The following is a 24,669-nucleotide window of genomic DNA, read 5'->3' as shown; positions in this document are numbered from 1 at the left end:
CCATTTCGCGCTTCCCGACTACCCCCGCCCCCCCGCCCCCCCCCCTCCACCCCGGGAGACTCGGACAGGCGCTCTACTTCGCGGACCGCTACTTCGGCTTGCGCTGGGCGCTGTTCCAGTCGCGCATCCGCTGCGGGTAGCCGGTGAACCGCACGTTGTACACCGGTACCCCGAGCTGGTTCGCGATCTCGAACGCGGCGCGCTCGTCCGGTACCCGGCGGCGTGTCCACTCCCCCGTGGTCGCCACGAGCAGGATCGTGCTGGGGATGTCGGTGGTCGGGGGCTCCACATAAGCCTCGACGCCTACCCGCGACCCGATGAACTCACCGAGGTGCGCCAGGGTCTGACGGCGTGCGTCGTTGCCGCTCGGGCGTGATCCGCTACCGGAAGACGATGAGCGTCGCTGGAAGAAACGCGCGAGCGAGCTACGGGACTGGCGGGGCATGAACCGAGACTACTAGCGAGACCCCCGCCGTCCTAGGCATCTCAGCACCATTCCAGGAAACCCACAGGTCCTGTTCACAGGGCCGCCGTCCGGCCCCGCACCTGGCCCCACTCCCGGTATCAGGCCGGACATCCTCTTTTCACAGCCCGGGTTGCCCGTCAATGTCGCCACGGTCACACCCGCCGAGCCGGGTTCACGATTGGGGCCACGCCCGCTGAAGTGTCAAGATGGCATGCGGTGCTCTCTATCCACCCGATGTGGGCGCCCACAGCGCCATCAGCGAAGTCAACGAGGAGCCAGCACGTGCCTACGCATGACAATCCGGCCACGTTCGACGTCGTCGTGCTCGGCGGGGGCAGCGGCGGCTACGCCACCGCGCTCCGGGCGGCACAGCTGGGTCTGAGCGTGGCCCTCGTCGAAGAGGGCAAGGTCGGCGGTACCTGCCTGCACGTGGGCTGCGTGCCCACCAAGGCGCTCCTGCACGCGGCCGAGGTGGCCGACGCCGCCGCGCACGGCGCGCAGTTCGGCGTCCGCGCCACGCTGGACGGCATCGACATGCCGGCCGTGCTCGCCTACAAGGACTCGGTGGTCGCCGGCCTGTACAAGGGCCTGCAGGGCCTCATCGCCTCCCGGAAGATCACGGTCGTCGAGGGGCACGGCACGCTCGCGGCCCCTGGCGTCGTGGAGGTCACCTCCGCGGACGGCGCCACGAGCAGCTACACCGGCACCCACGTGGTGCTCGCGACGGGCTCCTACGCCCGCAGCCTGCCGGGCCTCGAGCTCGGCGGCCGGGTCATCACCTCCGACGACGCGCTGAAGCTGGACACCGTGCCGAAATCGGTGGTCGTGCTCGGCGGCGGCGTGATCGGCGTCGAGTTCGCCTCCGTGTGGAAGTCCTTCGGCGCCGACGTGCAGATCGTCGAGGCGCTGCCGCACCTCGTGCCGAACGAGGACGTCGCGCTCTCCAAGGCGCTGGAGCGGGCGTTCCGCAAGCGAGGCATCAAGTTCTCCCTGGGCGAGCGCTTCGCCCAGGTCAAGCAGTCGGAGGACGGCGTACAGGTCGAGCTCGAGTCGGGCACGACCTTCGACGCCGACCTGCTGCTCGTCGCCGTCGGACGGGGTCCGCGCACCGCCGACCTCGGGTACGAGGCTGCCGGCGTCCGCCTCGACCGCGGCTTCGTCCTGACCGACGAGCTGCTCCGCACGGGCGTCACCACTTCCGCAGGCGGCCAGGTCTGGGCGGTCGGCGACATCGTGCCGGGCCTGCAGCTGGCCCACCGCGGGTTCGCCCAGGGCATCTTCGTGGCCGAGCAGATCGCGGGCCTGGCGCCCGCGGCCATCGACGAGGCAGCGATCCCGCGCGTCACCTACTGCGAGCCCGAGGTGGCGTCCGTCGGAGTCACCGAGGCGCGGGCCGCCGAGCTGTACGGCTCGGACCAGGTAGAGACCATCGAGTACAACCTCGCGGGCAACGGCAAGAGCAAGATCCTGGGTACCCAGGGCTTCGCGAAGCTCGTGCGTCGCAAGGACGGACCGGTGGTCGGGATGCACCTGATCGGCTCGCGTGTGGGCGAGCTGATCGGCGAGGGCCAGCTCATCGTCGGCTGGGAGGCGTTCCCCGAGGACGTCGCCTCGCTCGTCCACGCACATCCCACCCAGAACGAGGCACTCGGAGAGGCACACATGGCGCTGGCCGGCAAGCCTCTGCACGCCCACAACTGACCACTTAACGACAAAGGAGACCTCACAGGTCATGTCTGAGAACGTGCAGCTGCCGGCCCTCGGCGAATCCGTTACCGAGGGCACTGTCACCCGCTGGCTCAAGGCTGTCGGCGACGAGGTCGCCGTCGACGAGCCGCTGCTCGAGGTGTCGACCGACAAGGTCGACACCGAGATCCCGTCGCCCGTCGCCGGCGTCCTCGAGCAGATTCTCGTCCAGGAGGACGACACGGTCGAGGTCGGTACCACTCTCGCCGTCATCGGCGACGGCTCCGGTTCCGGCGCCGCACCGGCCGCTCCCGCTGCCGAGCCGGCCGCCGAGCCTTCCGAGCCGGCCGCCGAGCCTTCCGAGCCGGCCGCCGAGGCTTCCGAGCCGGCGCCGCAGGCAGCGCCCGCCGAGGCACCCGCTGCCGAGGAAGCGCCCGCCGAGGAGCCCGCCGCCGAGTCCGAGCCCGCCGCACCCGCTGAGGCTCCTGCCCCGGCAGCTGCGCCCGCCGGCGAGGGCACCGAGGTCCCGCTGCCCGCACTGGGCGAGTCGGTCACCGAGGGCACCGTGACCCGCTGGCTCAAGGCCGTCGGCGACGACGTAGCCGTCGACGAGCCGCTGCTCGAGGTATCGACCGACAAGGTCGACACCGAGATCCCGTCGCCCGTGGCCGGCACCCTCCAGAAGATCCTGGTCCAGGAGGACGAGACCGTCGAGGTCGGCGCCGTCCTGGCGCTCGTCGGTTCGGGTGCCGCCGCACCCGCCGCCGAGGCACCGGCTCCCGTGCCGGACCCTGCCGCCGACTCCCCGGAGCCGGCCAAGGCCGCTGCCCCCGAGCCCGAGGCGCCGGCACCCACGCCGGCTCCGGCCGCCGAGGCACCCGCCGCCCCGGCGCCCGCACCGGCAGCTCCTGCTCCCGCCGCCCCGGCACCTGCCGCCCCGGCGCCGGCCGCGCCCGCCGCACCCGCTGCTCCTGCCTCGGGCGGTCGCACCATCGGCTCGTACCTGACGCCGCTCGTGCGCAAGCTCGCGGCGGAGAAGGGCGTCGACGTCAACGAGGTGCAGGGCACCGGCGTCGGTGGCCGCATCCGCAAGGAGGACGTGCTCGCCGCCGCGGAGGCCAAGGCCGCCCCGGCTCCGGCAGCAGCAGCGCCCGCGCCGGCCAAGGCGCCGTCCGCCCCGGCCAAGCTCGAGGTCTCCCCGCTGCGGGGCACCACGGAGAAGATGTCGCGGCTGCGCAAGATCGTCGCCGAGCGGATGCTCGAGGCGGTGCAGTCGCAGGCCCAGCTGACCACGGTCATGGAGGTCGACGTCACGCGCGTCGCGCAGCTCCGTGCCAAGGCCAAGGAGTCGTTCGCCGCGCGCGAGGGCGCCAAGCTGACGTTCCTGCCGTTCTTCACGCAGGCCGCCATCGAGGCGCTCAAGGCCTACCCGAAGATCAACGCCACCATCGACACCGAGAAGGGCGAGATCACCTACCACGGCTCGGAGAACGTCGGCATCGCCGTCGACACCGAGCGTGGCCTCGTGGTCCCGGTCATCAAGAACGCCGGGGACCTGAACCTCGCCGGTATCGCACGGCAGATCCAGGACCTGGGTGCTCGCACCCGGGCGAACAAGGTGACGCCGGACGAGCTGTCGGGCGGCACGTTCAACATCACCAACACGGGTTCGGGCGGGTCGCTCATCGACACCCCGATCGTCCCGCTGGGCCACGCCGCGATCCTGGGCACCGGCACGATCACGAAGCGTCCGGTCGTCGTGACGGACCCGGACGGCAACGAGAGCATCGCGGTGCGCTCGATGGCGTACATCTTCCTCTCCTACGACCACCGCCTGGTCGACGGGGCGGACGCGGCCCGTTTCCTCACGGCCATCAAGAACCGGATCGAGGAGGGCGCGTTCGAGTCGGAGGTCGGTCTCTGACGCGGAGGCCCTGACCTCGACTCGCAACGCGAAAGCTAGCGCGTCGAGCAGGTAGCTGTGGCCGGTCCCGGGTCCGGGACCGGCCACAGCCGTCTGACCGGTAGATTCACCGCATGGATGTGGCGATCGCCGGTTCGCACGGCCTCATCGGTTCCGCGCTGGTCGCGGACCTCGTCGCACGCGGGGACACCGTGCGGCGGCTGGTTCGCCGCGGCGCCGCACCGCCGGACGGCGTGGGTGCTGATGCCTCTGACGGCGCCACCCGTGCGCCGGGCGTCCGCGACGTGCTGTGGGACCCGCGGACCGGCGAGCTCGACCCGGCCGCGCTGGAAGGGGTCGACGCCGTCGTGAACCTGGCCGGCGCCGGGATCGGTGACCACCGCTGGACCGCCGCCTACAAGCAGACGCTGCTCGGTTCACGCACCACGACTACGAGCCTGCTCGCCCGCACGGTCGCCCGCCTGGACGACCCACCGGTGCTGGTCAACAGCTCGGCGATCGGGGCGTACGGGAGCCGCAAGGACGAGGTCCTCACCGAGGCGTCGGCGCGCGGGGACGACTTCCTCGCCGGCCTCGTCAAGGCGTGGGAGAACGCGACCACCCCTGCGTCGGACGCCGGAGCGCGCGTCGTGTGGCTGCGGAGCGGCCTGGTGCTGGCCCCCTCGGGCGGCGCGCTCGGCAAGCTGCTGCCCCTCCTGCGCCTCGGCCTCGGCGGGCCGCTGGGCAGCGGCCGCCAGTGGTGGAGCTGGATCACCCTCACCGACGAGGTAGCGGCGATCCGCCACGTCATCGGCGCCGACGTCGCCGGCCCGGTCAACGCCGTCGCGCCCGAGCCCACGACGAACCGGGAGCTGACCCGTGCGCTGGCGCGGGCCCTGCACCGCCCCGCGGTGCTCGCCGTACCGCGGTTCGCGCTACGGATCGCCGTCGGCCAGTTCGCCGACGACCTCGTCGCCTCCCAGCGGGTCGTGCCCGGCGTGCTGTCCAGGACCGGCTTCGCCTGGACGCACGCGAGTCCTCAGGACGCGGCCCGCTGGGTGGTGGAGGCGAACGAGGTCAGCGCACCTCGCTGACGCGCCAGCCCTGCGGGGTCCACACGAGGGTCAGGTCGGCCGACTCCTTCGATGCCGGGACCGCCGTCTCACCGCTGTCCGACACCTGCATGTGCGCGGTGATCGTGTACGCGATCCGGACGACCGCCTCGATGGGCGCGTCCTTGCTCGCCGCCTGCTCACCCACGGCCGCGCCGTCCGTCTCGGTGCTCGACGCGGTGGTCGCGTTGTGCAGGGCGGACGCGGCACCGGGGCCCATCGTCACGACCTCCATCGACTGCACGTCGGCGGACGCACCGACCACCTGCGCCCCGGTCCGCTTGAGCTCGTCGAGGATCTTCTTGTCGGCCAGGTAGGCCGGCGACCCCTCCACGTTGACCGTCTTGATGTCGGAGACGGCGCCCGCCAGCAGCGCCAGGCGGCGCGACGTCAGCTCGGCGGCGGCACCCGCCGGGTCCTTGGCGTTGGCCACCGGGCTGATACCGCCCAGCTTCGTCGCGGACGCCTCGGGAGACGGCGCCGCTGCCGCGGGCTTGTCGCCGCCGAAGACCTGGGGCATGGCGGTGACTCCCGCCGTGATGCCCGCGACAACTCCCGCCGCGATCATCATCGTGGCGAACACCGAGACGGTGGTGGTCCGCGGCTCGGCGTTCTCCGCGACCAGCTCCGTACGGGACCGCCCGTTGACCGGCATAACGGCCCGACGCCGCGCCTGGGCCGCCCAGGCCCTGCCGTCGACCGCCGCGATGGAACCGGTGAGCGTCTTGGCCGCCGTGCGCCAGGCCGACGGCGTGTGCGCGCCGAGCGGGACGTGGCCCGCGAGCGGCACGGGGCCGCTGATGGCGGCAGAGATCAGCGCGGACCCCGCGGGGAGGCGGACCGGCTCCGGCTTCACGGCGTCGTGCGCGAGCGCCGCGAGGGTGCCCGGCTCGGGCCGGTCGCGCGGGTCCTCGGCGCGGGCGCTGGCCAGGACGGCACGCAGGGCCTCGTCGGCCTCGGAGTTCAGGCTCGGGCCGGGGAAGCCGAGCACCGACTCGACGAGCGTGGCCAGGGACGTGACGTCGACCGGGTCGTCGCTGTGGTCAGGGAGCGTCACGCGGGGGCGCAGCATCGCGCTGCCGTCGGAGCGCAGCAGCACGTCCGTCGGCCGGACCCCGCCGTGGACGAGGCCCACGCTGTGCAGGGCCGCGAGCGCCTGTGCGATCGCGACGGTGACGCCGGCGCCTTCCGCGGCGGTCAGGGGACCCCGCGATCCGACGGCTGTGGGCAGATCGACAGCTCCCGTCCGCGACAGCCGTACGTCCAGGTTGTCCGGACCGTTCGGGGAGATGGCGATGAGCGGCACGAGGTTGGGGTGGTCCAGTGTCGCGAGAGTGTCTAGACGGCGCACCAGGAGGGCGCGAGCTGCGGCCTCCGTGGGGACGGCCACGCGGACCAGTTCCGCAGATTCGATGTAGTGCACGCATTCATGAGAACCCCGCGTTTCGCGGGCCGCTCTTTATCCACACGATTTGCTGAATCTGGTGCCCTGTGGGTGGACCGCTCGAAGGCGGACCTTCCCGGCACGGGGGCCCGGACGGCTCAGACGTCGATGAGCCGCCCCTCCTGGGCGGACCGCCGGGCGGCGTCCAGCACCTCGGCGGTCCGGACGGCGTCCGCCGGGTCGACCGGGACGTCGGCCTCGCCCGCGAGCCATTCGGCGACTGCCGTGTAGAAGTCCGCGTGCCCGCCGCGCGGCTGGGGCACCGCCGTCCGCTCCCTGCCACGTACCAGCCAGCCGTGGGTGCCCTCGGGCTGTTCGCCGTCGAGCACGTCGAAGGGTGAGGCGTCGCCCTCGAACGAGTTCACGAGGTAGGCACCGCCGTCGCCGAGCACGCGCGTGCGCGGCCCGGGCGCGCCGACCAGCGAGCCTGCCCACAGGCGGGAGACCACGCCCTTGGCGGGCGGTTCCGCCCCGAAGAGGACGTCGGTTCCGGCGGCCCGTCCAGGGACGACCCCGGGCTCGCTCCCGGGCGCGGCGTGGTGCAGCACGAGGAACACGTCGTCCTCGGTGGGGGTGGACAGCTTGCGCGTCTCCGCGTACACGGCGACGACGGGACCGAACAGCTGGGTGGCCGAGTCCACGAGGTGCGGGCCGAGGTCGAGCAGGAGCCCGCCGCCCACGGCGTCGTTCTCCTTCCAGCGCTGCTGCGGCTTGGGGCGCCAGCGCTCCCAGTGCCGCTCGAAGGTGTGCACCTTGCCGAGGTCGCCGCGCTTCAGGAGGGCTGCGAGGGTGAGCTGCTCCGGGTCCCAGCGGCGGTTGTGGAACACGGTGAACGGCGTGCCGGACGACGACGCGGCGCTCAGCACCCGCCGGGCTTCCGCCGCCGTGGTCGCGATGGGCTTGTCCAGCACGAAGGGTTTGCCGGCGAGGGAGACGGCGTTCGCGTGCTCGGCGTGCAGCGACGAAGGGCTCGCGATGACCACGAGGTCATAGAGCCCGGGCTCGGAGAGCATCGACGGGAGGTCGTTGAACAGGCGTGCGCCGGGCCAGTCGCCGGCTGCCTGCACGCGCCGTCCCGAGTCGCGTGCGACGACGGCAGACACCGACATTCCCGCAGCTCGCGCCAGGCGGGCGTGGATTTGCCTGCCCGCACCTCCATAGCCGACAATCCCGATCCGAAGAGCCATGGCCCCATGGTGCCCCGCGGGGCGCGGCAACGCGAGATCACTGGTCAGCGGGTTAACTGCCGTAACACAAATCTGGCAGACTGGGGCAAGAGGTACGTTTCGCACGTTCTTAGCGTGTCCGGCCAACTACGTCCGGACCCCACCTGCCGAAAAGAATGAGGGGCTCGTGTCCGCCACAGCCAAGAAGTCCAGCCGGGCCCGCAAGACCCTGCAGCTCGTACTCATCGCGGTGGCGGCACTCGTGCTGGCCGGGAACTTCATCATCAAGTCCCTTGGTGATGACGTGGCCCCCGCCGAGGGCGCCGAGGGCTCGGCCCTCGCGACGCTCGACTCGCTCACCGTGCAGGAAGCCGCCACGACGGACGGCTACGACCGCGAGGCCGACTTCGGCAGCGCGTGGCAGGACGCCGACGACAACGGCTGCGACACCCGCAACGACATGCTCCAGCGCGACCTCGAGGACATCAAGTTCTCCGACGGCGACGCGTGCGAGGTCGCGTCCGGGACGCTCGACGACCCGTACACCGGCGAGACCATCGCCTTCGAACGCGGCGAGAACTCGGGCGACGTGCAGATCGACCACGTCGTGGCCCTGATGAACGGCTGGACGACCGGCGCAGCGGACTGGGACCGGGACACGCGCATCGAGTTCGCGAACGACCCGCTCAACCTCATCGCCTCCGACGGCCCCGCCAACATGGGCAAGGGTGCGAAGGACGCGTCCGAGTGGCTGCCCGAGAACCAGGCCTACCGCTGCGAGTACGTCGCCCGACAGATCGCGGTCAAGGCCAAGTACGAGCTGTGGGTCACGCCCGCCGAGCACGACGCCATGGAGGACGTCCTGACCAGCTGCCCGGCGGAGCCGCTCCCGACCCGCTGATCCGGACGTAGGGTGGCGGGCATGGACATCCGCCACCTCACCGGGCACGTCGAGTACCACGAGGGCTGGGACCTGCAGCGCAGCACGCACGAGGCCGTGCGCGCCGAGGAACGGGCCGACACGGTCTTCCTCCTCGAGCACGTTTCCGTCTACACGGCGGGCGCCCGGACGAACAAGAACGAGTACCCGACCGACGGCACCGAGGTCATCAAGGTGGACCGTGGCGGCAAGATCACGTGGCACGGGCCGGGCCAGATCGTGGCCTACCCGATCGTCAAGCTGGCCAAGCCGTTCGACGTCGTCGAGTACGTCCGGACGCTGGAGCAGGCCGTGATGGACGTCTGCGCCGCGTTCGGTCTCGAGACCATCCGGGTGGAGGGCCGCTCGGGCGTGTGGGTCGCCGCGGACTCCCCCGACGTCGAGACGCCGCGGCTGGAGCGGAAGGTCTGCGCCATCGGCGCGCGCGTGGCCAAGGGCGTCACCATGCACGGCCTCGCCCTGAACTGCGACGCCGACCTCACCGCGTTCGACCACATAGTGCCCTGCGGCATCCCCGCGGAGGACGCCGACGTCACCTCGCTGACCGCCGAGCTCGGCCGGCGCGTCACCGTGGACGACGTCCGGCCCCTGCTGGAGGCGGCCCTGGTCGAACGTCTCGCGCCGCTGCTGGCCCGCCAGGAGACGGCGGCCGCAGTGCCGGTTCCGGTGCCTGCCGCGGCCGCCGTCGCCACCGCGTGACGAACGCCACTGCCAGGCCCCTGGACGACCGCGCGAGCGCGGGCGGCCGAGGCATAGGCTGGGCGGACCCGCTGACCTGGGAGGGACCTGCGTGACCATCGCACCTGAAGGCCGACGCATGTTGCGCATCGAAGCGCGCAACTCGGCTACGCCCATCGAGAAGAAGCCCGAGTGGATCAAGACCCGGGCGGTGATGGGTCCCGAGTACCGCGACATGAAATCGCTCGTCAAGGGCGAGGGCCTGCACACGGTCTGCGAAGAGGCAGGCTGTCCCAACATCTTCGAGTGCTGGGAGGACCGCGAGGCCACCTTCCTCATCGGCGGTGACCAGTGCACGCGCCGCTGCGACTTCTGCCAGATCGACACCGGCAAGCCCGCCGACTTCGACAAGGACGAGCCGCGCCGCGTCGCCGAGTCCGTGCGGACCATGGGCCTGAAGTACTCGACCGTCACGGGCGTCGCCCGCGACGACCTGGCCGACGGCGGTGCCTGGCTCTACGCGGAGACCGTCCGCCAGATCCACGCGCTCAACCCCGGTACCGGCGTCGAGCTGCTGATCCCGGACTTCAACGCGATCCCCGAGCTGCTCGATGCCGTCAACGAGTCCCGCCCCGAGGTGCTCGCGCACAACGTCGAGACCGTGCCGCGCATCTTCAAGCAGATCCGGCCCGCTTTCACCTACGAGCGGTCGCTCTCGGTGATCACCCGGGCCCGCGACGCGGGCCTCGTCACCAAGTCGAACCTGATCCTCGGCATGGGCGAGACCATCGAAGAGGTCAAGCAGGCCCTCCAGGACCTGCGCGACGCCGGTTGCGACATCATCACGATCACGCAGTACCTCCGGCCCTCGCTGCGTCACCACCCGGTGGACCGCTGGGTGCGGCCCGAGGAGTTCGTGGAGCTGTCCGAGACGGCGGAGAAGATCGGCTTCCTCGGTGTCATGGCAGGGCCGCTGGTGCGTTCGTCGTACCGTGCGGGCCGGCTCTGGGGCCAGGCGATGACCAAGCACGGCCGCGCGATCCCCGAGGCGCTCGCGCACCTCGCACAGCCGACCACCTCCCGGCAGGAGGCGGCGAGCCTGCTGGCCCGCTGACCCGGCGACCAGACCACCCGCAGCGCACTAAGATTGTCGACCATGGCCCGAAACTCGTCCGGGGGCGACGCGCGCGACGACGTAGCAGCGTCTGCCTCCAAGCAGAAGAAGCCCAAGAAGCGCCGCTGGTATCACCAGCTGTGGGACGTCTACAAGATGACCCGCAAGCAGAACCCGCTGGTCACCTGGTGGATGATCGCCGCGTTCGTCGGGGTCGTAGCGGTGGCGCTGCTCATCGGCGTCCTCGCGGGCCCGTGGGTCTACGCACTGGTCATCGGTGTGCCGTTCGGCGTGCTGGCTGCGATGTTCGTGCTGTCGCGGAGCGCCGAGAAGGCGGCCTACACGCAGATCGCCGGCCAGCCCGGCGCCGCGCGTGCGGCGCTCGGCACCGTCCGTGGCGGCTGGACCTTCGAGGACGAGCCCGTCGCGGTCGACGCGCGTAACCAGGACTTCGTGTTCCGGGGTGTCGGCAAGGCTGGCATCGTGCTCGTCTCGGAGGGGCCGCCGCACCGTGTCGGGCGTCTGCTCGAGCAGGAGCGCAAGCGGGTCAGCCGCATCCTCTCGAACGTCCCGGTCACGCTGATCCAGTGCGGCGACGGCGAAGGACAGGTGCCGCTCACCAAGATCGCGCGCGCCGTCACCAAGCTCAAGTCGACCCTGACCAGGGCCGAGGTCGCCGAGATCAGCAAGCGTCTCAAGGCCATCGGCGGCATGAAGCTGCCGATCCCGAAGGGTATCGACCCGACCCGCGCCCGCCCCGACCGCAAGGGCATGCGCGGCCGCTGACCGGCGCTCTCCAGCTGTCCGGTGGACGGACGCCGCCCAGCCCGGTCATGTGACTTCTGGCACGCTGAGGACCGCTGCCGGACCCTCGACCAGCACATCTTCCCGGGGTCGCACGGCCGAGAGGCCCGAGAAACATCCCGGCAACAATCATTAACCCGAGAGAAACCACCTGCCCATAGGTTCATGGCGATCCGCGTGCGACCCTGCCCTGCTCGTCCGGCAGGGTCCGACGGACTCCCCCTGAACTTATCGAGCGAGCAAGGAGCGCAGATGTTCAAGAACGCCGAGGAGGCGATCGCCTTCACCCGCAACGAGGGGGTGGAGTTCGTCGACGTCCGGTTTATCGACCTGCCGGGCATCACGCAGCACTTCAACATCCCGGTCGAGCAGTTCGACGAGGACGCCTTCAGCGAGGGCCTCATGTTCGACGGCTCGTCCATCCGCGGATTCCAGGCGATCCACGAGTCCGACATGAAGCTCGTGCCGGACATCACGACGGCGTTCATCGACCCGTTCCGCAAGGCCAAGACCCTGATCGTGAACTTCTCGATCGTGGACCCGTTCACGGGTGACGCCTACGCTCGCGACCCGCGCAACATCGCGGCCAAGGCCGAGGCCTACCTCAAGTCGACCGGCATCGCCGACACCGTCTTCTTCGGTGCCGAGGCCGAGTTCTACGTGTTCGACGACGTGCGCTTCAAGACGTCCGCGAACGAGAGCTTCTACTCCATCGACTCCGTCGAGGCCGCGTGGAACACCGGCCGCGAGGAGGAGGGTGGCAACCTCGGGTACAAGACCCGCTACAAGGGCGGCTACTTCCCCACGTCGCCGAGCGACCGCTTCGCCGACCTGCGTGACGACATGGTCAAGGTCCTCGGCCAGGTCGGTCTCTCCGTCGAGCGCGCGCACCACGAGGTGGGCACCGCCGGCCAGCAGGAGATCAACTACCGGTTCAACTCGCTGCTGCACGCCGCGGACGACCTGATGAAGTTCAAGTACGTCATCAAGAACGTCGCGTTCGAGGCCGGCAAGTCGGCCACGTTCATGCCGAAGCCGGTCTTCGGTGACAACGGCTCGGGCATGCACTCGCACCAGTCGCTCTGGAAGAACGGCGAGCCGCTGTTCTACGACGAGAAGGGCTACGGCGGCCTGTCCGACCTGGCTCGCTGGTACATCGGTGGCCTGCTCAAGCACGCGCCGTCGCTGCTCGCCTTCACGAACCCGTCGGTGAACTCGTACCACCGCCTGGTCCCGGGCTTCGAGGCTCCCGTGAACCTCGTCTACTCGGCTCGTAACCGTTCCGCCTCGATCCGTATCCCGATCACGGGTACCTCCCCGAAGGCGAAGCGCATCGAGTTCCGCGCGCCGGACCCGTCGTCGAACCCGTACCTGGCGTTCTCGGCGATGCTGATGGCCGGCCTGGACGGCATCAAGAACCGCATCGAGCCGCCGGCACCGGTCGACAAGGACCTCTACGAGCTGCCCCCGGAGGAGCACGCGCAGATCGCTCAGGTCCCGACGTCGCTCAACGGCGTGCTGGACGCGCTCGAGGCCGACCACGAGTACCTGACCGCCGGTGACGTGTTCACCGAGGACCTGATCGAGACCTGGATCGCGTACAAGCGCGAGAACGAGATCGACCCGATCCGCCTGCGGCCGCACCCGCACGAGTTCGAGCTCTACTACGACATCTAAGCCTGATCGGCTAGATTCCGGGCTTTCGGGGCCTTCTTCGACCCCTTAGTCCACGAAGAGTCCACGCGAGCCGCGAGCACCTTCCCGGTGGCGGTCCGCGTGGACTCTTCTGTGTCCGGCCACAGGTGCGCGTACGTGTCCAGCGTCGTCTTCGCGCTTGCGTGCCGGAGCCGCGCCTGGACCACCTTCACGTCCGAGCCCTCGGAGATGAGCAGCGAGGCGTAGTAGTGCCTCAGGTCGTGGAACCGGAACTCGTCCGGCAGTCCCTTGATCGGCTTCCCCTCGGCGTCCTTGTACTTCGCCGCAACCCGAGCGGCACGCACCGCTCGCTGGATCTGCCAGGGGCCGACCTGCTCCCCCGCTTCGTCGGCGATCATCCACGCTGACGCCGGACGCCCCATCATCGAGGCCGACAGCACCTCGATGAGTTCCCGCACCACCGGGATGGACGTCTTGGACTCGTCCGTCTTCAGGTCCTCCGCCGGGTACTGGACGGCGGGGTTGATGATCGCCCGTAGGAAGTCAACATCCGCGACACGGAGACCGCCTCTACGTGTACGCGACGGCGGATCCACGCACTGGAATCTCGCCGGAGCACCTGCGTTATCGGTTCACTCACTGTGTTCGTGCGACCGTCACGGCCGCTGTGCGCCGCGATACCTGGGCGGTGTCGCTCGGCGACGAGTTCACCGACTATTCCCAATGGGAGCGGGCCGGTGAGCCGGACGGGTACGTGTGGGGTGTGCGCTGGCACCTCCTCTATCCAGGGATCCGTCTCCTGCCGGAGTCCACCGAGGCGAGACGATGGTCGTCGGAGCTGGGAGCTCCATTCCACACGGCGCGCGTGGAGACGAACGCTCACGTTATCGAGCTCGTCTTCTCCGATCTCCGAATCGACCGAATCACCCCTGGTCACGCCGTCCTCGTCATCGACGAGACCGGTCCCGATGGGAAGATTCCCCTGGAATGACACAACCCTCGGCGGGCTGGAAGTATTCGACTGTGAAGGACCCGGATTCAACGATGCCAGCAGCATGGACCCCCGCGGACGCATGGGTCATGACCGCCGTGGCAGGCGCAGCAGGGCCCGCGCTGAGTGACGTGATCGCTTACGGCGACGCGTGCAACCACGCGATCTTCACCGACGAGGAACTCGCCATCGGTGTGGGGCGGCTGGTCGCCTCCGGCCTCATGGAACCCGCCGCGTCCGATCGACTCACACTGACGCCTTCGGGCGTCGAGCTAGCAGGCCGCCGAACGGGTGGTTTGTTCGGGCAGGTGGACTCGGTGTTGCGGCTCCTGAGCCACGTTGAACTGGTCGAGGGCCGCTGGGACGTCGAGGTCGACAGCATCACCGCCGCTGTCCGCACATACCAAGATCGCGTCCGACGTCGCTGACCACACCGCGATCATGCGCCTCCTGCAGTCCGCAGATAGTCCGCAAGAGGTACGCACGAACCCATCCGGCCCCAACGCGACCAACGGCCGGGAATGTTGGAACTCCAACGTTCCCGGCCGTTGTCGCTCTCACCACACCGTGCCGGATGTCCGAACTGCGATCCACGAACTACCGGTGTCGCGGACCGCCACGCGGCGTGCGGCGCGTCGATGAGGTGACGACAAAGAGGCGGTCGGACGGGTCGACCACAACGTCAACCCGCGCGCCGGCGCGGACGTGGCCCCCAGAGAAGACAGCGTCCGCCACTAACGCTTCCAGGCCGTCGGCCAGGATCCGGAGGACGGCAGCGACGCTGTGCTCGTCGACGGACAGGATCTCCGCGGTCCCGGGAACGCCGGAACGACGCAGCTGGTGGTTGTCACGCGCCGAGTTGATCAACGCGCTCCTGGGCATGAACGCAACGAAGAGGCACGTCAGGGAACTGAGCCCCCAGGCGCCTGCCTCCTCCGGGTCTCCGGCCGCCAGGCGGTAGACCCGGATGCCGGGCACGACGAGCACACCGATGGTGCAGCTCAGCAGGAAGATTTAGGCGACCCGGCCGAGATCGGCCGAGGCCTGCCTTCCCGATCGCGTGTTCGCCATGGCCAGCTGCAACCCGCCGGCCGGCCGTCCGATGGGCACTTCACCGGCGCGCACGACCTACGCGATCGCGCTAGCGCAACGCGGCGCCGTGTCCGGTGCGGCCTCGCCCCCTGAGCGCCACCGGTGTGCCTCACCCCACACGCGGACTCCTTCGACGACGGGCAGGTTCCCTGCCCGATCGCCGACCCCCCGCCGGTAACACCATGGAATGACACCGCCGTGCCCGAATCTTTGCTAGCTGCCCCCCGGCCAACCAGCGATGCCTGACGGCCAAGTTGGGCCACGGCCAGTGGGCGCGGGCGACGACGGCTCGACACACGCACTGGTCAGGGGCTTCGCACCGCGTTGAATTCACCCTCTCAGTCGCTTGGATTCTCTGACGAGTCACGGCAGGATGCACGTGCGTCACAACTAACGACGGAGGCCGTCATCGCCAGTCCGGAGCCGATCGCAGACTTGCTCTTGAATGAACGCAACCTAGGATTTGGCGGACAGGTAGGCGGCCACGGCGTGGCCGCGCGAATCTCTCCCGGGAATCCGTTCACCGGATCGCTCACGATCGACACGCGGTCCGCGACGACGGTCACGGGAACGGATTCGATGGCGGCTCGCCGAACAGTGCTACTTCATCGCGGAGGCCACCGTCGAGGTCGCCGGCATCGACAACGCTGGCATCTCGCTGTAGGACTCCTTGAACGCCTCCGGGTACCCGGATCCACGTGGGTATGACGAGCCGGGGCACCCGGTGCGCGAGCGCCATCCGCGAGGCGCACCGATCGGGATCGGTCACGGTGGACACCGTCGGGCTCTACGTCTTTACGCCGAGCGTTTTGCCGGCCTGCCTGTCCGTGGCCCGGTCCTGCAAGAGCGAGCGCTCGAACGGTTGATTCGCGTGAGCCCCACAGTTGTGCGGCCCGAGAGCCGGGCCGTCGAGACGGACGAGAGTCCGTCGGAAGATGCAATCAAGGAGGAAAATACATGTTCGCATCATCGATCAGCCGCGTTCGAATGGTAGCGGCAGTTGCAATCACGGCAGTGATTGCTCTGTCCATAGCGGTGTTCGTCGCGGCCCCCGCTCGCGCTGTTGGCAACCCGCAAATCAACGTGGCGACGGAGCGGTGCCTGGATGGAAGCATCTCCGAGGGTGTGCGCCTTATGACGTGCAACGGGAGCATGTATCAGGACTGGGACCTGACGATCCCTCGCCGGATTTATGAACCCGCGATTGGGAAGTGCCTGGACGGGAGTATCTCGCACGGGGTGCGTCTCAACGACTGTAACGGCAGCGAGTATCAGCAGTGGGATTTCACGGCTGGGTTTAACGGCGACCGAGTGCTCAATCTCGCTACGAGGAAGTGTCTCGACGGCAGCATCAGTGAAGGCGTGCGGCTCGTGACGTGCAACAACACCGACTACCAGAGGTGGTACCAGCCGTAGATGGTGGGCGGCCATGCCTCCGGCGTGGTCGCTCGTCGCTGCGTCTTCGCGCCGAGCGTTTTGCCGGCCTGCCTGTCCGTGGCCCGGTCCTGCAAGAGCGAGCGCTCGAACGGTTGATTTGCGCGAGCCCCACAGTTGTGCGGCCCGAGAGCCGGGCCGTCGAGACGGACGAGAGTCCGTCGGAAGATGAAATCAAGGAGGAAAATACATGTTCGCATCATCGATCAGCCGCGTTCGAATGGTAGCGGCAGTTGCAATCACGGCAGTGATGGCTCTGTCCATGGCGATGTTCGTCGCGGCCCCCGCTCGTGCTGATGATGTACGAGGGATCGAAAACGTGGCGACGCGGGAGTGCCTGGATGGAAGCATCTCCGAGGGTTTGCGTCTCATGACGTGCAACGACGTCGGTTATCAGGACTGGATCGCGCGAGGAGCGAACCCTCATACGTTCTTGCATGTCGCGACTGCGAAGTGCCTGGACGGGAGTATCTCCGACGGTGTGCGTCTCAAGGAGTGCAACACCAGCGACTATCAGCGGTGGGAGTGGCGGAAGGGGGAGAATGGTTTTGCATTGCTCAATATCGCTACGAGAAAGTGTCTCGATGGCAGTATCAGCGAAGGTGTGCGTCTCATGACGTGCAACAACAGCGACTATCAGAGGTGGCAATACAACTGGCGGTAGATGGCGAGTGGCCATGCCTCCAGCGTGGCCACTCGCCGCTGCGCATGCGGTGGTGGGTCGAGCTTGCCGAGATCTGTCTCGACCAACGAGCACACGACTGACGTTGTCGACGGGCGGTTGCCGGGAACTCCGGTGGCCGCCCGTTCGGTCTGTCAGGAGGTCTTCGCGGCTCAAGCTGAGCCTCCCCGTAGCATCGAAGGATGGAGAGAAGTTCAGCTGGTGGAGCAGATCCTGATCTGAAGGCGCTGTCGGGCTAACGCCAATGCCAGCGGCCGTCGTGATCGGGGGGACGGCATAGGCCCCCGGCGAGTCCAAGAAAAGTCCACAAAACGTCCGACAACCGCCGGATCTGACCGGCGCTGGCCAACGCAGAAACCGCTACATACCAACGATTCCAACGTAGCCAGCACCGGCCGTCGCCCAGGTGCGACTTCGAGCTCTACTACGACATCTGACAGCCGGTCCTCCGTGACTTGCTGAGACGCGCCGAGACGGCGGCTGACCTGCACTTACGTCTTGCGATGTTCTGCAGCGTTGGTCGCCGTTTCTCGTGTTCCGTGTAACTGATGTGTAATCCCCCAGGACGTTTCTGCGGCCGGGGCGACCCTGCGGGTTCTTTCCCAACGGGTGTCCCCCGAAGCCCCGATCCCTCTCGCGCCCGTCGGCGTGGCTCCCGATCGTCCGACCGGACGCCGGGGTGCAACCCCTCCGCTCCCCCGGCCGTGCTCGTAGCTACGACTCGTCGGAAAGCCAGCCATCTCGCGGAGGGGTTGCACCCCGGCGTCCGGTCGGGCAGGGTGCCGCAAGCCGTCGGGGGTGAGAGGGATCGGGGCGCCCCGCATCCCTTGAGCGCTCCCGAGGTGGGCGGTTCGGAACTGATAAACGAGGTTCCAGTCGACTGATACGGTCGCCGCGTGATGCTGGGAGAAGACGTATCGCGGATGATGCGCGACCGTACCGCTGCGCAAGTCTGGCTTACCCTCCTCGATCAAAGCGCGAGCACCTTTGACGAGGTAGCGCTTGCAGCCGGCCTTACGCCGCTGGGTAGAGCCTGGGTCGAGGTCGACGCCGGACGGGCCAAGCGGTTCCTCGCGGGTCTACTGCGCGTCAATCTTGCGTACAAGAACGAACTGATGCCGAAGCATCGAGCGGACTGGCTCGCTGATGAGTTCATCCGAGCATTGGGCCCGTACAACCTGCGCTTCGCGACCAACAGCTCGGACCTGCCCGACAGACTGCCGTACTCGTGGACGCCCGCGACCGACTGGACGTTTGACGCCGGCATCGCAGTTATTGGCGAAACGGAATCCGCGATCTACTGGGTCGCCGACGAAGACTGAGGCGAATTCCGGGCACCAGCAGTTCGCCTCGCTCTCCGCCTCGCCGCTGGCGGGGTGCGGCGGGGTGCGCGGAGGGCCGCCCGCGGCCCGCAGCGCGGGGCCCTGTCGCGGGGCCCCGCCAGGCGGCGAGGCAGCGCGGCGAAGCCGCGCTCTTGAAGAAGGCGCTGGCAAAGGCTGGGGTCCCCATGGAGCGGGACAACGGCTGTCACATGCTGCGCCACGTGTACGCGAGCACACTCCTGCACGACGGCGAGAGCATCAAGGCCGTGTCCGAGTACCTGGGCCATTCGGACCCCGGCTTCACGCTGCGGACCTACACGCACCTCATGCCGGGCAGCGACAAGCGCACGCGGAAGGCCGTGGACTCGTTGCTTCGTGTAACCAGTGTGGAACTCGCGCCCGAAACCGAGGCGTCTGCCCAGGTCAACGGCTAAGTCACTATCTGACCTACGACATCTGAGCCTGATCGGCTAGATTCCGGGCTTTCGGGGCCTTCTTCGACCCCCTAGTCCATGAAGAGTCCACGCGAGCCGCGAGCACCTTCCCGGTGGCGGTCCGCGTGGACTCTTCTGTGTCCTGCCACAGGTGCGCGGTGTGCCACAGCCGACCTGACACCTGCGGTCGCCGAGGGCTGTGTGACCGTTCAGTTGCCGCAGTGCGGCCTGGAGGGCGATCCGAGGTCGGGACCGTCACGTCCGGCCAGGACCGAGTGCGTCACCGATCGACTCCCTCGCCGACCTCGGCGTAGTCCCGCATCCCCACGATCTCCACGGCGGGCAGCGCCTCGGCAAGCTCGGCCCGATCGCCCTCCGAGAGCGCCACGCTCATGGCCCTGAGATTCTCGTCGACCCGAGAACGGCGCCGCATGCCCGGGATCGGGACCACGCCCTCGACGATCACCCACGCGAGCGCGACCTGCGCCAGTGTCGCTCCGTGCCGGCGAGCGATCGCGGCCGCCCGTTCCACCAGCCGACGGTTGGCAGCGAACGCCTCGGGCTGGAACCGCGGGAGCGTACGCCGAGCGTCGTCGGCGTCCAGGTCGTCGAGTGACGTGACGCCGTCGGTGAGCACTCCACGCCCGAGCGGCGAGAACGCCACGAGCCCGATGCCGAGCTCGCGCATCGTCGCCAGCTCGTCGTTGTGCAGCACGTCCCGCGCGAAGAGCGAGAACTCCGACTGCACGGCAGCAAGCGGATGAACGGCATGCGCTCGGCGGATCGTCGCAGCCGACGCCTCCGACAGCCCGATGTGCCGCACCTTGCCCTCCGTGACGAGCTCCGCCATCGCACCGACGGACTCCTCGATGGTCACATTCGGGTCCACCCGGTGCAGGTAGTACAGGTCGATGTAGTCGGTCCCCAGGTGCTTCAAGGAGCGGTGCGCCGCCTTGCGGATGTACTCCCGTGTGCCGTTGCGGCCATGAACGGTGCCGTCGTCGTCAGTCTCGGCCGAGGCCTTCGTCGCGAGGACGACCTCGTCTCGGCGCGTGCCAAGGGCTCGGCCGATCAGCCTCTCGTTCTCGAACGGCCCGTACGCCTCCGCGGTATCGATGAACGTCACACCGACGTCGACGGCATGCCGCAGTGTCGCGATCGACTCGGCCTCGTCACTCGCGCCGTAGTAAGCACTCATGCCCATCGCACCCAGACCGATGGGCGGAACTGTCAGTCCGTTGCCGAGCAGTACGGGTTCAAGGCCTCGCTGGTGGTTGTTCGTCATGGATCGTCTCTTCCTCGCCGGCCACGTATGCCCGATACGCGGCGATCTTCTTGTCCAGTGCCGCGAGGTGTTCCTGTGTCCGCTTCAACTGCGCGAGAACGGCCTGCCGGTGCAGCTCGAAAGCCTCGAGACGTTCGCGTTCTGTCCCCGGAGCGCGACTCAAGGCGGCAATATCACGGATCTCGGCAATGGGCATTCCGGTCTCCCGCAGCATGACCAGGCCCAGAAGCCAGTCCAGGTCGTTGCGGTGGAAGCGGCGATGACCATTGCTGCGGCGTGACGTCGGGTCGAGCAGCAGCCCCTCGCGCTCGTAGTAGCGCAAGGCCTGTACGCTCAGCCCGACGACGACCGCGGCCTCGCCGATCGACAGCCCCTCATCGGGGACGTCGACGTCGAGGTGCGGAGTCAGAGCGGGCGGCACACGATCCATGACACAACCTATAGCGCGCTATAGGTCAAGCCGCCCGCCAGGCTGTCACAGCAGAGCTGCCTGGATCACGATTCACGGCGGACTCGAACCACTCGAAGTCGAGCAGGACGCACGGTCAGACCCGAGCGCGACGGTCGCGTCGGGCACTCCGCGGCGCCCGCCAGAGGCGCAGCTCTTCTTCAACTAGTCGGCTTGATCCCGCGCCGTATCTTCCGCGCGCCACGACTCACGGATCCCGATGAACAGGGAGCAGCTGCTGTGGTCATACGCCGCCGACCTCGACGGGCGGCGCCGGCGTCCGGCGCCGGAAATACGCGACGGTCAGCACCCCGAGCAGCGGACCCCACGCCAGGAGCGGCACGTAGCAGACCAGCAGGATCACCTTCTGCGCGACCGTCGGGAAGAAGTAGTCGAGGCCCCCACTGGTCGTCCCGCTCCACACGTTGACGACGGCGAACGTCCAGATCCCGGTGAGCGCGGCGGCCCCGAGCGCCGCGGGAATCGTCGCGGCAAGCCGGTGGATCGGCCGTCCGCCGACGAGGGGCAGCCACCCGGGCAGGATCTCGCCCCACCGCTGAACCAGACCGAGGGACAGCAGGGCCAGCACCTCGGCGACCAGCGAGAGCCCGACGATCTGTACCCGTTCGGGGAACGGGAGCACTATCGCCGCGTTCGCGACCGGCAGCCCGGCCACCAGGGCGATCCGCCAGAGGCCGGACGGGAGCGTGATCACGGCGAGGAGGTGCGCCAGTCGGTGTGCGCGGGGAGTAACACCCGAGGCAGCCCGAAGCATGGAGTCGGTTGGAATGCTCATGTCGTCGATCGTGGTCGGGATGCGCGCCGGCCGGATCGCCCGCCTGGACGAGCCCGCCTCCCCCGATCGGGTGACTCCCGCACGGGCTCGCATGCCGGATGTCTGCTAGCCAGCGGCCCGCGATCGCTGCACGATGAGGTGATGGCACGGTCCACCGCACAGTCCACGACGCCGTCCCAGGCCCGCACCGTCCGAGTGCTCACCATGAACGTGTTCGGCCCGGGCAATCCCGACTGGGACCGGCGACATCCGCTCATCGGCGAGACGATCCGGGCCCTCGACCCCGACGTCGTCGCGCTCCAGGAGGTGCCGGTCGACGCGCCGGAGGTCCTGGAGCGCCTGATCGGCCCGGGCTATCACCTCACGCACTTCTCCCGCCCGTCGGACGACGGCGTCGCGGGCACCCTGGCCACCCGGTGGCCCCACCGGCTCGTCACCGAGATCGACTTGCGCATCAGTAATCGCAGCCGCCGCACCCTGCCCTGGTGTGCCGCCGTCCTCGTCGAGCTCGTCACGCCTCTCGGCCCGATGCTCGTGGCGCACCACAAGCCGAGCTGGCCTCTCCCGTTCGAGCTGGAACGGGAGGCGCAGGCGGTGCTCGTCGCGCGGGCGATCGAGGAGCACATCGGCAGCCGCGACGTCCATGCCCTGGTGCTCGGCGACTTCGACGCCGCACCCGACTCGGCCAGCATGCGGTTCTGGCGAGGTAGGCGGCCGTCGCAGCATCTGAGCGTCTGCTATCAGGACGCCTGGGAGTACGCACACCCGGACGATCCAGGGCATACGTTCGAACTGACCAACCCCCTGGTCCGCGACGGGGAATTCGGTACAGCGGTGTCGCGAAGGATCGACCACGTCCTGGTCCGCAGCGGGCTACGCGGTCCGACCCTGGCCGTCGCCGACTGCCGGCGGGTTCTGGACCGCCCCGTGGACGGGGTGTGGGCGAGCGACCACTACGGCGTCGTCGTCGATCTGGTGGCGCCGCCGCGATGACCGTGCCTCCTCAGCCGATCATGTCCCCACCACCTCCCGCACCGGCTCGAACCGGTCGTGCACCGTCTGGCACACCCCCTCGCCGTGCGTCAGCCCGGGCAGGTCCCGCTGCAGCGCCGCGACGCTGCCCGCCGGGATCTCGCCCCGCACGACGGCGACCCCGACCCCTCCTCCGAAACCACCGACGCCCGACTCCATCGGTACGCCGCCCAGCCGTCCGACCAGGGACGTGACCGACCCGACGACGTCGTCGGGCATCTCGATGACGAACCGGTGGACCGGCTCGCACACCACCGTCCCGGCACGCCGGACCGCGGCGGCGAGCACGCGCGGCGTCAGCCCACGGAAGTCGGCCCCCGTGCTGGACATCGCCTTGTTGAACTTCTGGTGCATGTGGCTCTGCCGGGGTGCGTAGCCCGAGTGGGTCATGACCACCCGGGCATCCGGGATCGGCCACCGCAGGGATCCGCGAGCCAGCTCCCGGCGCACGGTGTCCTCGACGGCGTCGAAGAAGGCCGGCGGCATCGACCCGCGTTCGCACTCCAGCTCGAACGTGACACCCGAACCGGGCGGCACGGGCTCCACCCGCAGCCCGATCGTGGCCAGGAACTCGTTGCCGTCCTGCTTCTTCACCTCGAGCGCGTGCCCGGTGCCGACTATCCGTTCCTGGCGCGCGGTGCGCACCTCACCGAACCGCGCGTCCACCGCGTACTCCCGCTGCAGGACGGCGGCCAGCACCTCCCGCTGGACCTCGCCGTAGAGCGAGACGGTGATCTCCTCGCCGCGCCGCCGCACGCGGATCAGCGGGTCCTGCTCGGCCAGCTCGGTGAGCGCGGCGTACAGCCTGCCGCGGTCGTCCGGGGCGACGCCGACCACCGTCTCGTACGACGGCGGCGGGAACTGGCTCGCCCGCTCGTCCCCGGGCAGCGCACGCCCGACGACGTCGCCGACCCGCGCCGTCGAGAGCCCGTGGACGACGGCGATCTGGCCGGCTGCGGCCGTGCCCCGCGGGTCGAGCGCCCCACGGTGAGCGACGCTCAGGCCCGTGACCCGCTCGGCCCGGCCGTGCCCCAGGTCGATCTTGTCCCGGACCCGCAGCGCGCCGGACCGCATCCGGACGAACGCACGCTTCCGCCCGCCCTCCCGGTCGATGGCGAACACGACTCCCGAACGCGCGTCGGCGCTCGTGCCGGCGGCGACCGCAGGCAGGTAGCTCCCCAGGGCGGCGGTCAGCTCGGGCACACCGGCACCCGTCACCGCCGATCCGAACAGGACGGGGTGGGCGGTACCCCGCCGCGACTCGCCGGCGAGCCAGGCGCGCAGGCCGTCGTCCGGCAGCAGCTCCACCCGGGCGGACGGCGTTCCCGCAGCCACCACCCGCTGCACCGGCAGCACGTCGGGACTGAGGCGGCGCGCGACGGCGTCGGCCACGGCTTCGGGGCGCGCCCCGCGCCGGTCGATCTTGTTGACGAACACGATGACCGGCAGCCGCAGGCGCTGCAGGGCGCGCATCAGCACGAGGGTCTGCGCCTGGACACCCTCGACGGCGGACAGCACGAGCACCGCACCGTCGAGCACGGCGAGGCTACGGTCCACCTCCGCGATGAAGTCCGGGTGGCCCGGCGTGTCCAGCACGTTGACGATGACGTCCCCGGCAGGGAACGACGCCACCGAGGCGCGGATCGTGATGCCGCGCTCACGCTCCAGCGCGAGCGTGTCGGTGGTGGTGTCGCCGTGGTCCACGCTGCCGGGGCGGTCGATCACGCCCGCGTGGTGCAGCAGGCGCTCGGTCAGGCTGGTCTTACCGGCATCGACATGGGCGACGATCCCGAGGTTGAGGTACGACAAGAGCTGTCACGTCCGTTGTGCGGAGGGTCAGGGCACGGGGCGTGACAGCTGTCATCGGAGTTCCTTTTCGCTCGGGAGGACACCACGATGCTCCGGGCCGCGCGATCAGGGCAACGGTTTTTCCGCTCCGCGGGCCTGGCCGGGCGCGGCGCCGTCGGCCTGGAACGTGCGCTGCATGGCTGCTGGGCTGCTTGAGCGACGGCTGGATCGCAGCACGGGCCATGAGATCGGTCCGTTGCACGGCGTTGTTCGTGACTTCGGTCGGTTGCTCTGAGATCGGTCAGTTCCGCACCGAAGATCCACACACCTTCGTCCTTGGCCTGCTGGACCACGTAGTGCGAGGCCCTGGCGACGTCGGGGAGGTCCTCCTCCGGG

At 69.3% G+C, this 24,669-nt stretch carries 24 protein-coding genes; 15 read left to right on the top strand and 9 right to left on the bottom strand.

The window, feature by feature from the left end:
* Positions 1-88: 88 nt before the first annotated feature.
* Positions 89-445 carry an oxidoreductase gene (locus tag AB0I32_RS25990; protein WP_116676058.1) on the bottom strand — a complete coding sequence of 119 codons (357 nt, stop codon included), beginning with the start codon at positions 443-445 and terminating at the stop codon, positions 89-91.
* Positions 446-748: 303 nt separating this feature from the next.
* On the opposite strand from AB0I32_RS25990, the gene lpdA reads away from it, so the two are divergent.
* The 3 genes from lpdA to AB0I32_RS25975 all read left to right on the top strand — a co-directional run bounded on the left by lpdA (position 749) and on the right by AB0I32_RS25975 (position 5,149).
* Positions 749-2,167, top strand: a complete 1,419-nt coding sequence (gene lpdA, locus AB0I32_RS25985) for a dihydrolipoyl dehydrogenase (RefSeq protein ID WP_357511390.1) — start codon at positions 749-751, stop codon at positions 2,165-2,167.
* Positions 2,168-2,198: 31 nt separating this feature from the next.
* On the top strand, positions 2,199-4,076 hold the full coding sequence (gene sucB, locus AB0I32_RS25980; RefSeq protein WP_357511388.1) for a 2-oxoglutarate dehydrogenase, E2 component, dihydrolipoamide succinyltransferase: 1,878 nt from the start codon (positions 2,199-2,201) through the stop codon (positions 4,074-4,076).
* Positions 4,077-4,189: 113 nt separating this feature from the next.
* Positions 4,190-5,149: a TIGR01777 family oxidoreductase gene (locus tag AB0I32_RS25975; RefSeq protein ID WP_357511386.1), complete on the top strand. Its 960-nt coding sequence runs from the start codon at positions 4,190-4,192 to the stop codon at positions 5,147-5,149.
* On the opposite strand, the gene AB0I32_RS25970 is transcribed toward AB0I32_RS25975, so the two are convergent.
* Positions 5,133-6,590: a hypothetical protein gene (locus tag AB0I32_RS25970; RefSeq protein WP_357511384.1), complete on the bottom strand. Its 1,458-nt coding sequence runs from the start codon at positions 6,588-6,590 to the stop codon at positions 5,133-5,135. The two genes, AB0I32_RS25975 and AB0I32_RS25970, sit on opposite strands and share 17 nt — an antisense overlap.
* 119 nt (positions 6,591-6,709) lie before the next feature.
* The gene (locus tag AB0I32_RS25965; RefSeq protein WP_357511382.1) at positions 6,710-7,798 is read right to left on the bottom strand and encodes a Gfo/Idh/MocA family oxidoreductase; all 1,089 of its coding nucleotides are present in this window, start codon (positions 7,796-7,798) and stop codon (positions 6,710-6,712) included.
* 166 nt (positions 7,799-7,964) lie between these two features.
* On the opposite strand from AB0I32_RS25965, the gene AB0I32_RS25960 reads away from it, so the two are divergent.
* The 5 genes from AB0I32_RS25960 to glnA all read left to right on the top strand — a co-directional run bounded on the left by AB0I32_RS25960 (position 7,965) and on the right by glnA (position 12,990).
* Positions 7,965-8,678, top strand: a complete 714-nt coding sequence (locus AB0I32_RS25960) for an HNH endonuclease family protein (RefSeq protein ID WP_357511380.1) — start codon at positions 7,965-7,967, stop codon at positions 8,676-8,678.
* Between the two features lie 21 nt (positions 8,679-8,699).
* Entirely contained in the window at positions 8,700-9,416 is a 717-nt protein-coding gene (gene lipB / locus AB0I32_RS25955; RefSeq protein ID WP_357511378.1) for a lipoyl(octanoyl) transferase LipB, read from the top strand.
* Positions 9,417-9,507: 91 nt separating this feature from the next.
* Positions 9,508-10,509 (top strand): lipoyl synthase, encoded by a 1,002-nt coding sequence (gene lipA / locus AB0I32_RS25950; RefSeq protein ID WP_357511376.1) that lies wholly within the window; start codon positions 9,508-9,510, stop codon positions 10,507-10,509.
* Positions 10,510-10,551: 42 nt separating this feature from the next.
* Complete coding sequence (locus tag AB0I32_RS25945; protein ID WP_357511374.1) at positions 10,552-11,295, top strand: DUF4191 domain-containing protein; 744 nt, start codon at positions 10,552-10,554, stop codon at positions 11,293-11,295.
* A gap of 270 nt (positions 11,296-11,565) precedes the next feature.
* Entirely contained in the window at positions 11,566-12,990 is a 1,425-nt protein-coding gene (glnA, locus tag AB0I32_RS25940) for a type I glutamate--ammonia ligase (protein WP_357511372.1), read from the top strand.
* On the opposite strand, the gene AB0I32_RS25935 is transcribed toward glnA, so the two are convergent.
* Positions 12,987-13,565 (bottom strand): tyrosine-type recombinase/integrase, encoded by a 579-nt coding sequence (locus AB0I32_RS25935; RefSeq protein ID WP_357511370.1) that lies wholly within the window; start codon positions 13,563-13,565, stop codon positions 12,987-12,989. The genes glnA and AB0I32_RS25935 overlap by 4 nt on opposite strands.
* 71 nt (positions 13,566-13,636) lie before the next feature.
* Between AB0I32_RS25935 and AB0I32_RS25930 the strand changes: the two genes are divergently transcribed.
* Both AB0I32_RS25930 and AB0I32_RS25925 read left to right on the top strand, forming a co-directional pair.
* Positions 13,637-13,960: a hypothetical protein gene (locus tag AB0I32_RS25930; RefSeq protein WP_357511368.1), complete on the top strand. Its 324-nt coding sequence runs from the start codon at positions 13,637-13,639 to the stop codon at positions 13,958-13,960.
* A gap of 89 nt (positions 13,961-14,049) precedes the next feature.
* A complete protein-coding gene (locus tag AB0I32_RS25925) occupies positions 14,050-14,388 on the top strand; it encodes a hypothetical protein (protein WP_357511366.1) in 339 nt (112 codons plus the stop codon).
* 169 nt (positions 14,389-14,557) lie between these two features.
* On the opposite strand, the gene AB0I32_RS25920 is transcribed toward AB0I32_RS25925, so the two are convergent.
* Complete coding sequence (locus AB0I32_RS25920) at positions 14,558-14,947, bottom strand: hypothetical protein (protein ID WP_357511364.1); 390 nt, start codon at positions 14,945-14,947, stop codon at positions 14,558-14,560.
* Between the two features lie 1,062 nt (positions 14,948-16,009).
* Here AB0I32_RS25920 and AB0I32_RS25915 point away from each other — a divergent pair.
* From AB0I32_RS25915 to AB0I32_RS25900, 4 genes are all read left to right on the top strand, one after another.
* Positions 16,010-16,468, top strand: a complete 459-nt coding sequence (locus AB0I32_RS25915; protein ID WP_357511362.1) for a ricin-type beta-trefoil lectin domain protein — start codon at positions 16,010-16,012, stop codon at positions 16,466-16,468.
* Between the two features lie 208 nt (positions 16,469-16,676).
* Positions 16,677-17,150, top strand: a complete 474-nt coding sequence (locus AB0I32_RS25910) for a ricin-type beta-trefoil lectin domain protein (RefSeq protein ID WP_357511360.1) — start codon at positions 16,677-16,679, stop codon at positions 17,148-17,150.
* Between the two features lie 914 nt (positions 17,151-18,064).
* On the top strand, positions 18,065-18,490 hold the full coding sequence (locus AB0I32_RS25905; RefSeq protein ID WP_357511358.1) for a hypothetical protein: 426 nt from the start codon (positions 18,065-18,067) through the stop codon (positions 18,488-18,490).
* A gap of 152 nt (positions 18,491-18,642) precedes the next feature.
* Entirely contained in the window at positions 18,643-18,924 is a 282-nt protein-coding gene (locus AB0I32_RS25900; RefSeq protein WP_357511356.1) for a tyrosine-type recombinase/integrase, read from the top strand.
* Positions 18,925-19,204: 280 nt separating this feature from the next.
* On the opposite strand, the gene AB0I32_RS25895 is transcribed toward AB0I32_RS25900, so the two are convergent.
* The 3 genes from AB0I32_RS25895 to AB0I32_RS25885 all read right to left on the bottom strand — a co-directional run bounded on the left by AB0I32_RS25895 (position 19,205) and on the right by AB0I32_RS25885 (position 21,453).
* Positions 19,205-20,209, bottom strand: a complete 1,005-nt coding sequence (locus AB0I32_RS25895; RefSeq protein ID WP_357511354.1) for an aldo/keto reductase — start codon at positions 20,207-20,209, stop codon at positions 19,205-19,207.
* The gene (locus AB0I32_RS25890; protein WP_357511352.1) at positions 20,181-20,639 is read right to left on the bottom strand and encodes a MerR family transcriptional regulator; all 459 of its coding nucleotides are present in this window, start codon (positions 20,637-20,639) and stop codon (positions 20,181-20,183) included. Before AB0I32_RS25890 ends, AB0I32_RS25895 begins: the two co-directional genes overlap by 29 nt.
* Positions 20,640-20,901: 262 nt before the next feature.
* Complete coding sequence (locus tag AB0I32_RS25885; protein WP_357511350.1) at positions 20,902-21,453, bottom strand: hypothetical protein; 552 nt, start codon at positions 21,451-21,453, stop codon at positions 20,902-20,904.
* A gap of 141 nt (positions 21,454-21,594) precedes the next feature.
* On the opposite strand from AB0I32_RS25885, the gene AB0I32_RS25880 reads away from it, so the two are divergent.
* The gene (locus AB0I32_RS25880; protein WP_357511348.1) at positions 21,595-22,446 is read left to right on the top strand and encodes an endonuclease/exonuclease/phosphatase family protein; all 852 of its coding nucleotides are present in this window, start codon (positions 21,595-21,597) and stop codon (positions 22,444-22,446) included.
* A gap of 18 nt (positions 22,447-22,464) precedes the next feature.
* Here AB0I32_RS25880 and AB0I32_RS25875 read toward each other — a convergent pair whose 3' ends face one another.
* On the bottom strand, positions 22,465-24,294 hold the full coding sequence (locus AB0I32_RS25875) for a translation factor GTPase family protein (RefSeq protein ID WP_357511346.1): 1,830 nt from the start codon (positions 24,292-24,294) through the stop codon (positions 22,465-22,467).
* Between the last annotated feature and the right edge of the window lie 375 nt (positions 24,295-24,669).

It is taken from the genome of Promicromonospora sp. NPDC050249 (genome assembly GCF_040656015.1).
Taxonomy (GTDB): Bacteria; Actinomycetota; Actinomycetes; order Actinomycetales; family Cellulomonadaceae; genus Promicromonospora.
The sequence above is the reverse complement of the archived record's forward strand: the minus strand, read 5'-3'. Positions and strand labels throughout refer to the sequence as shown.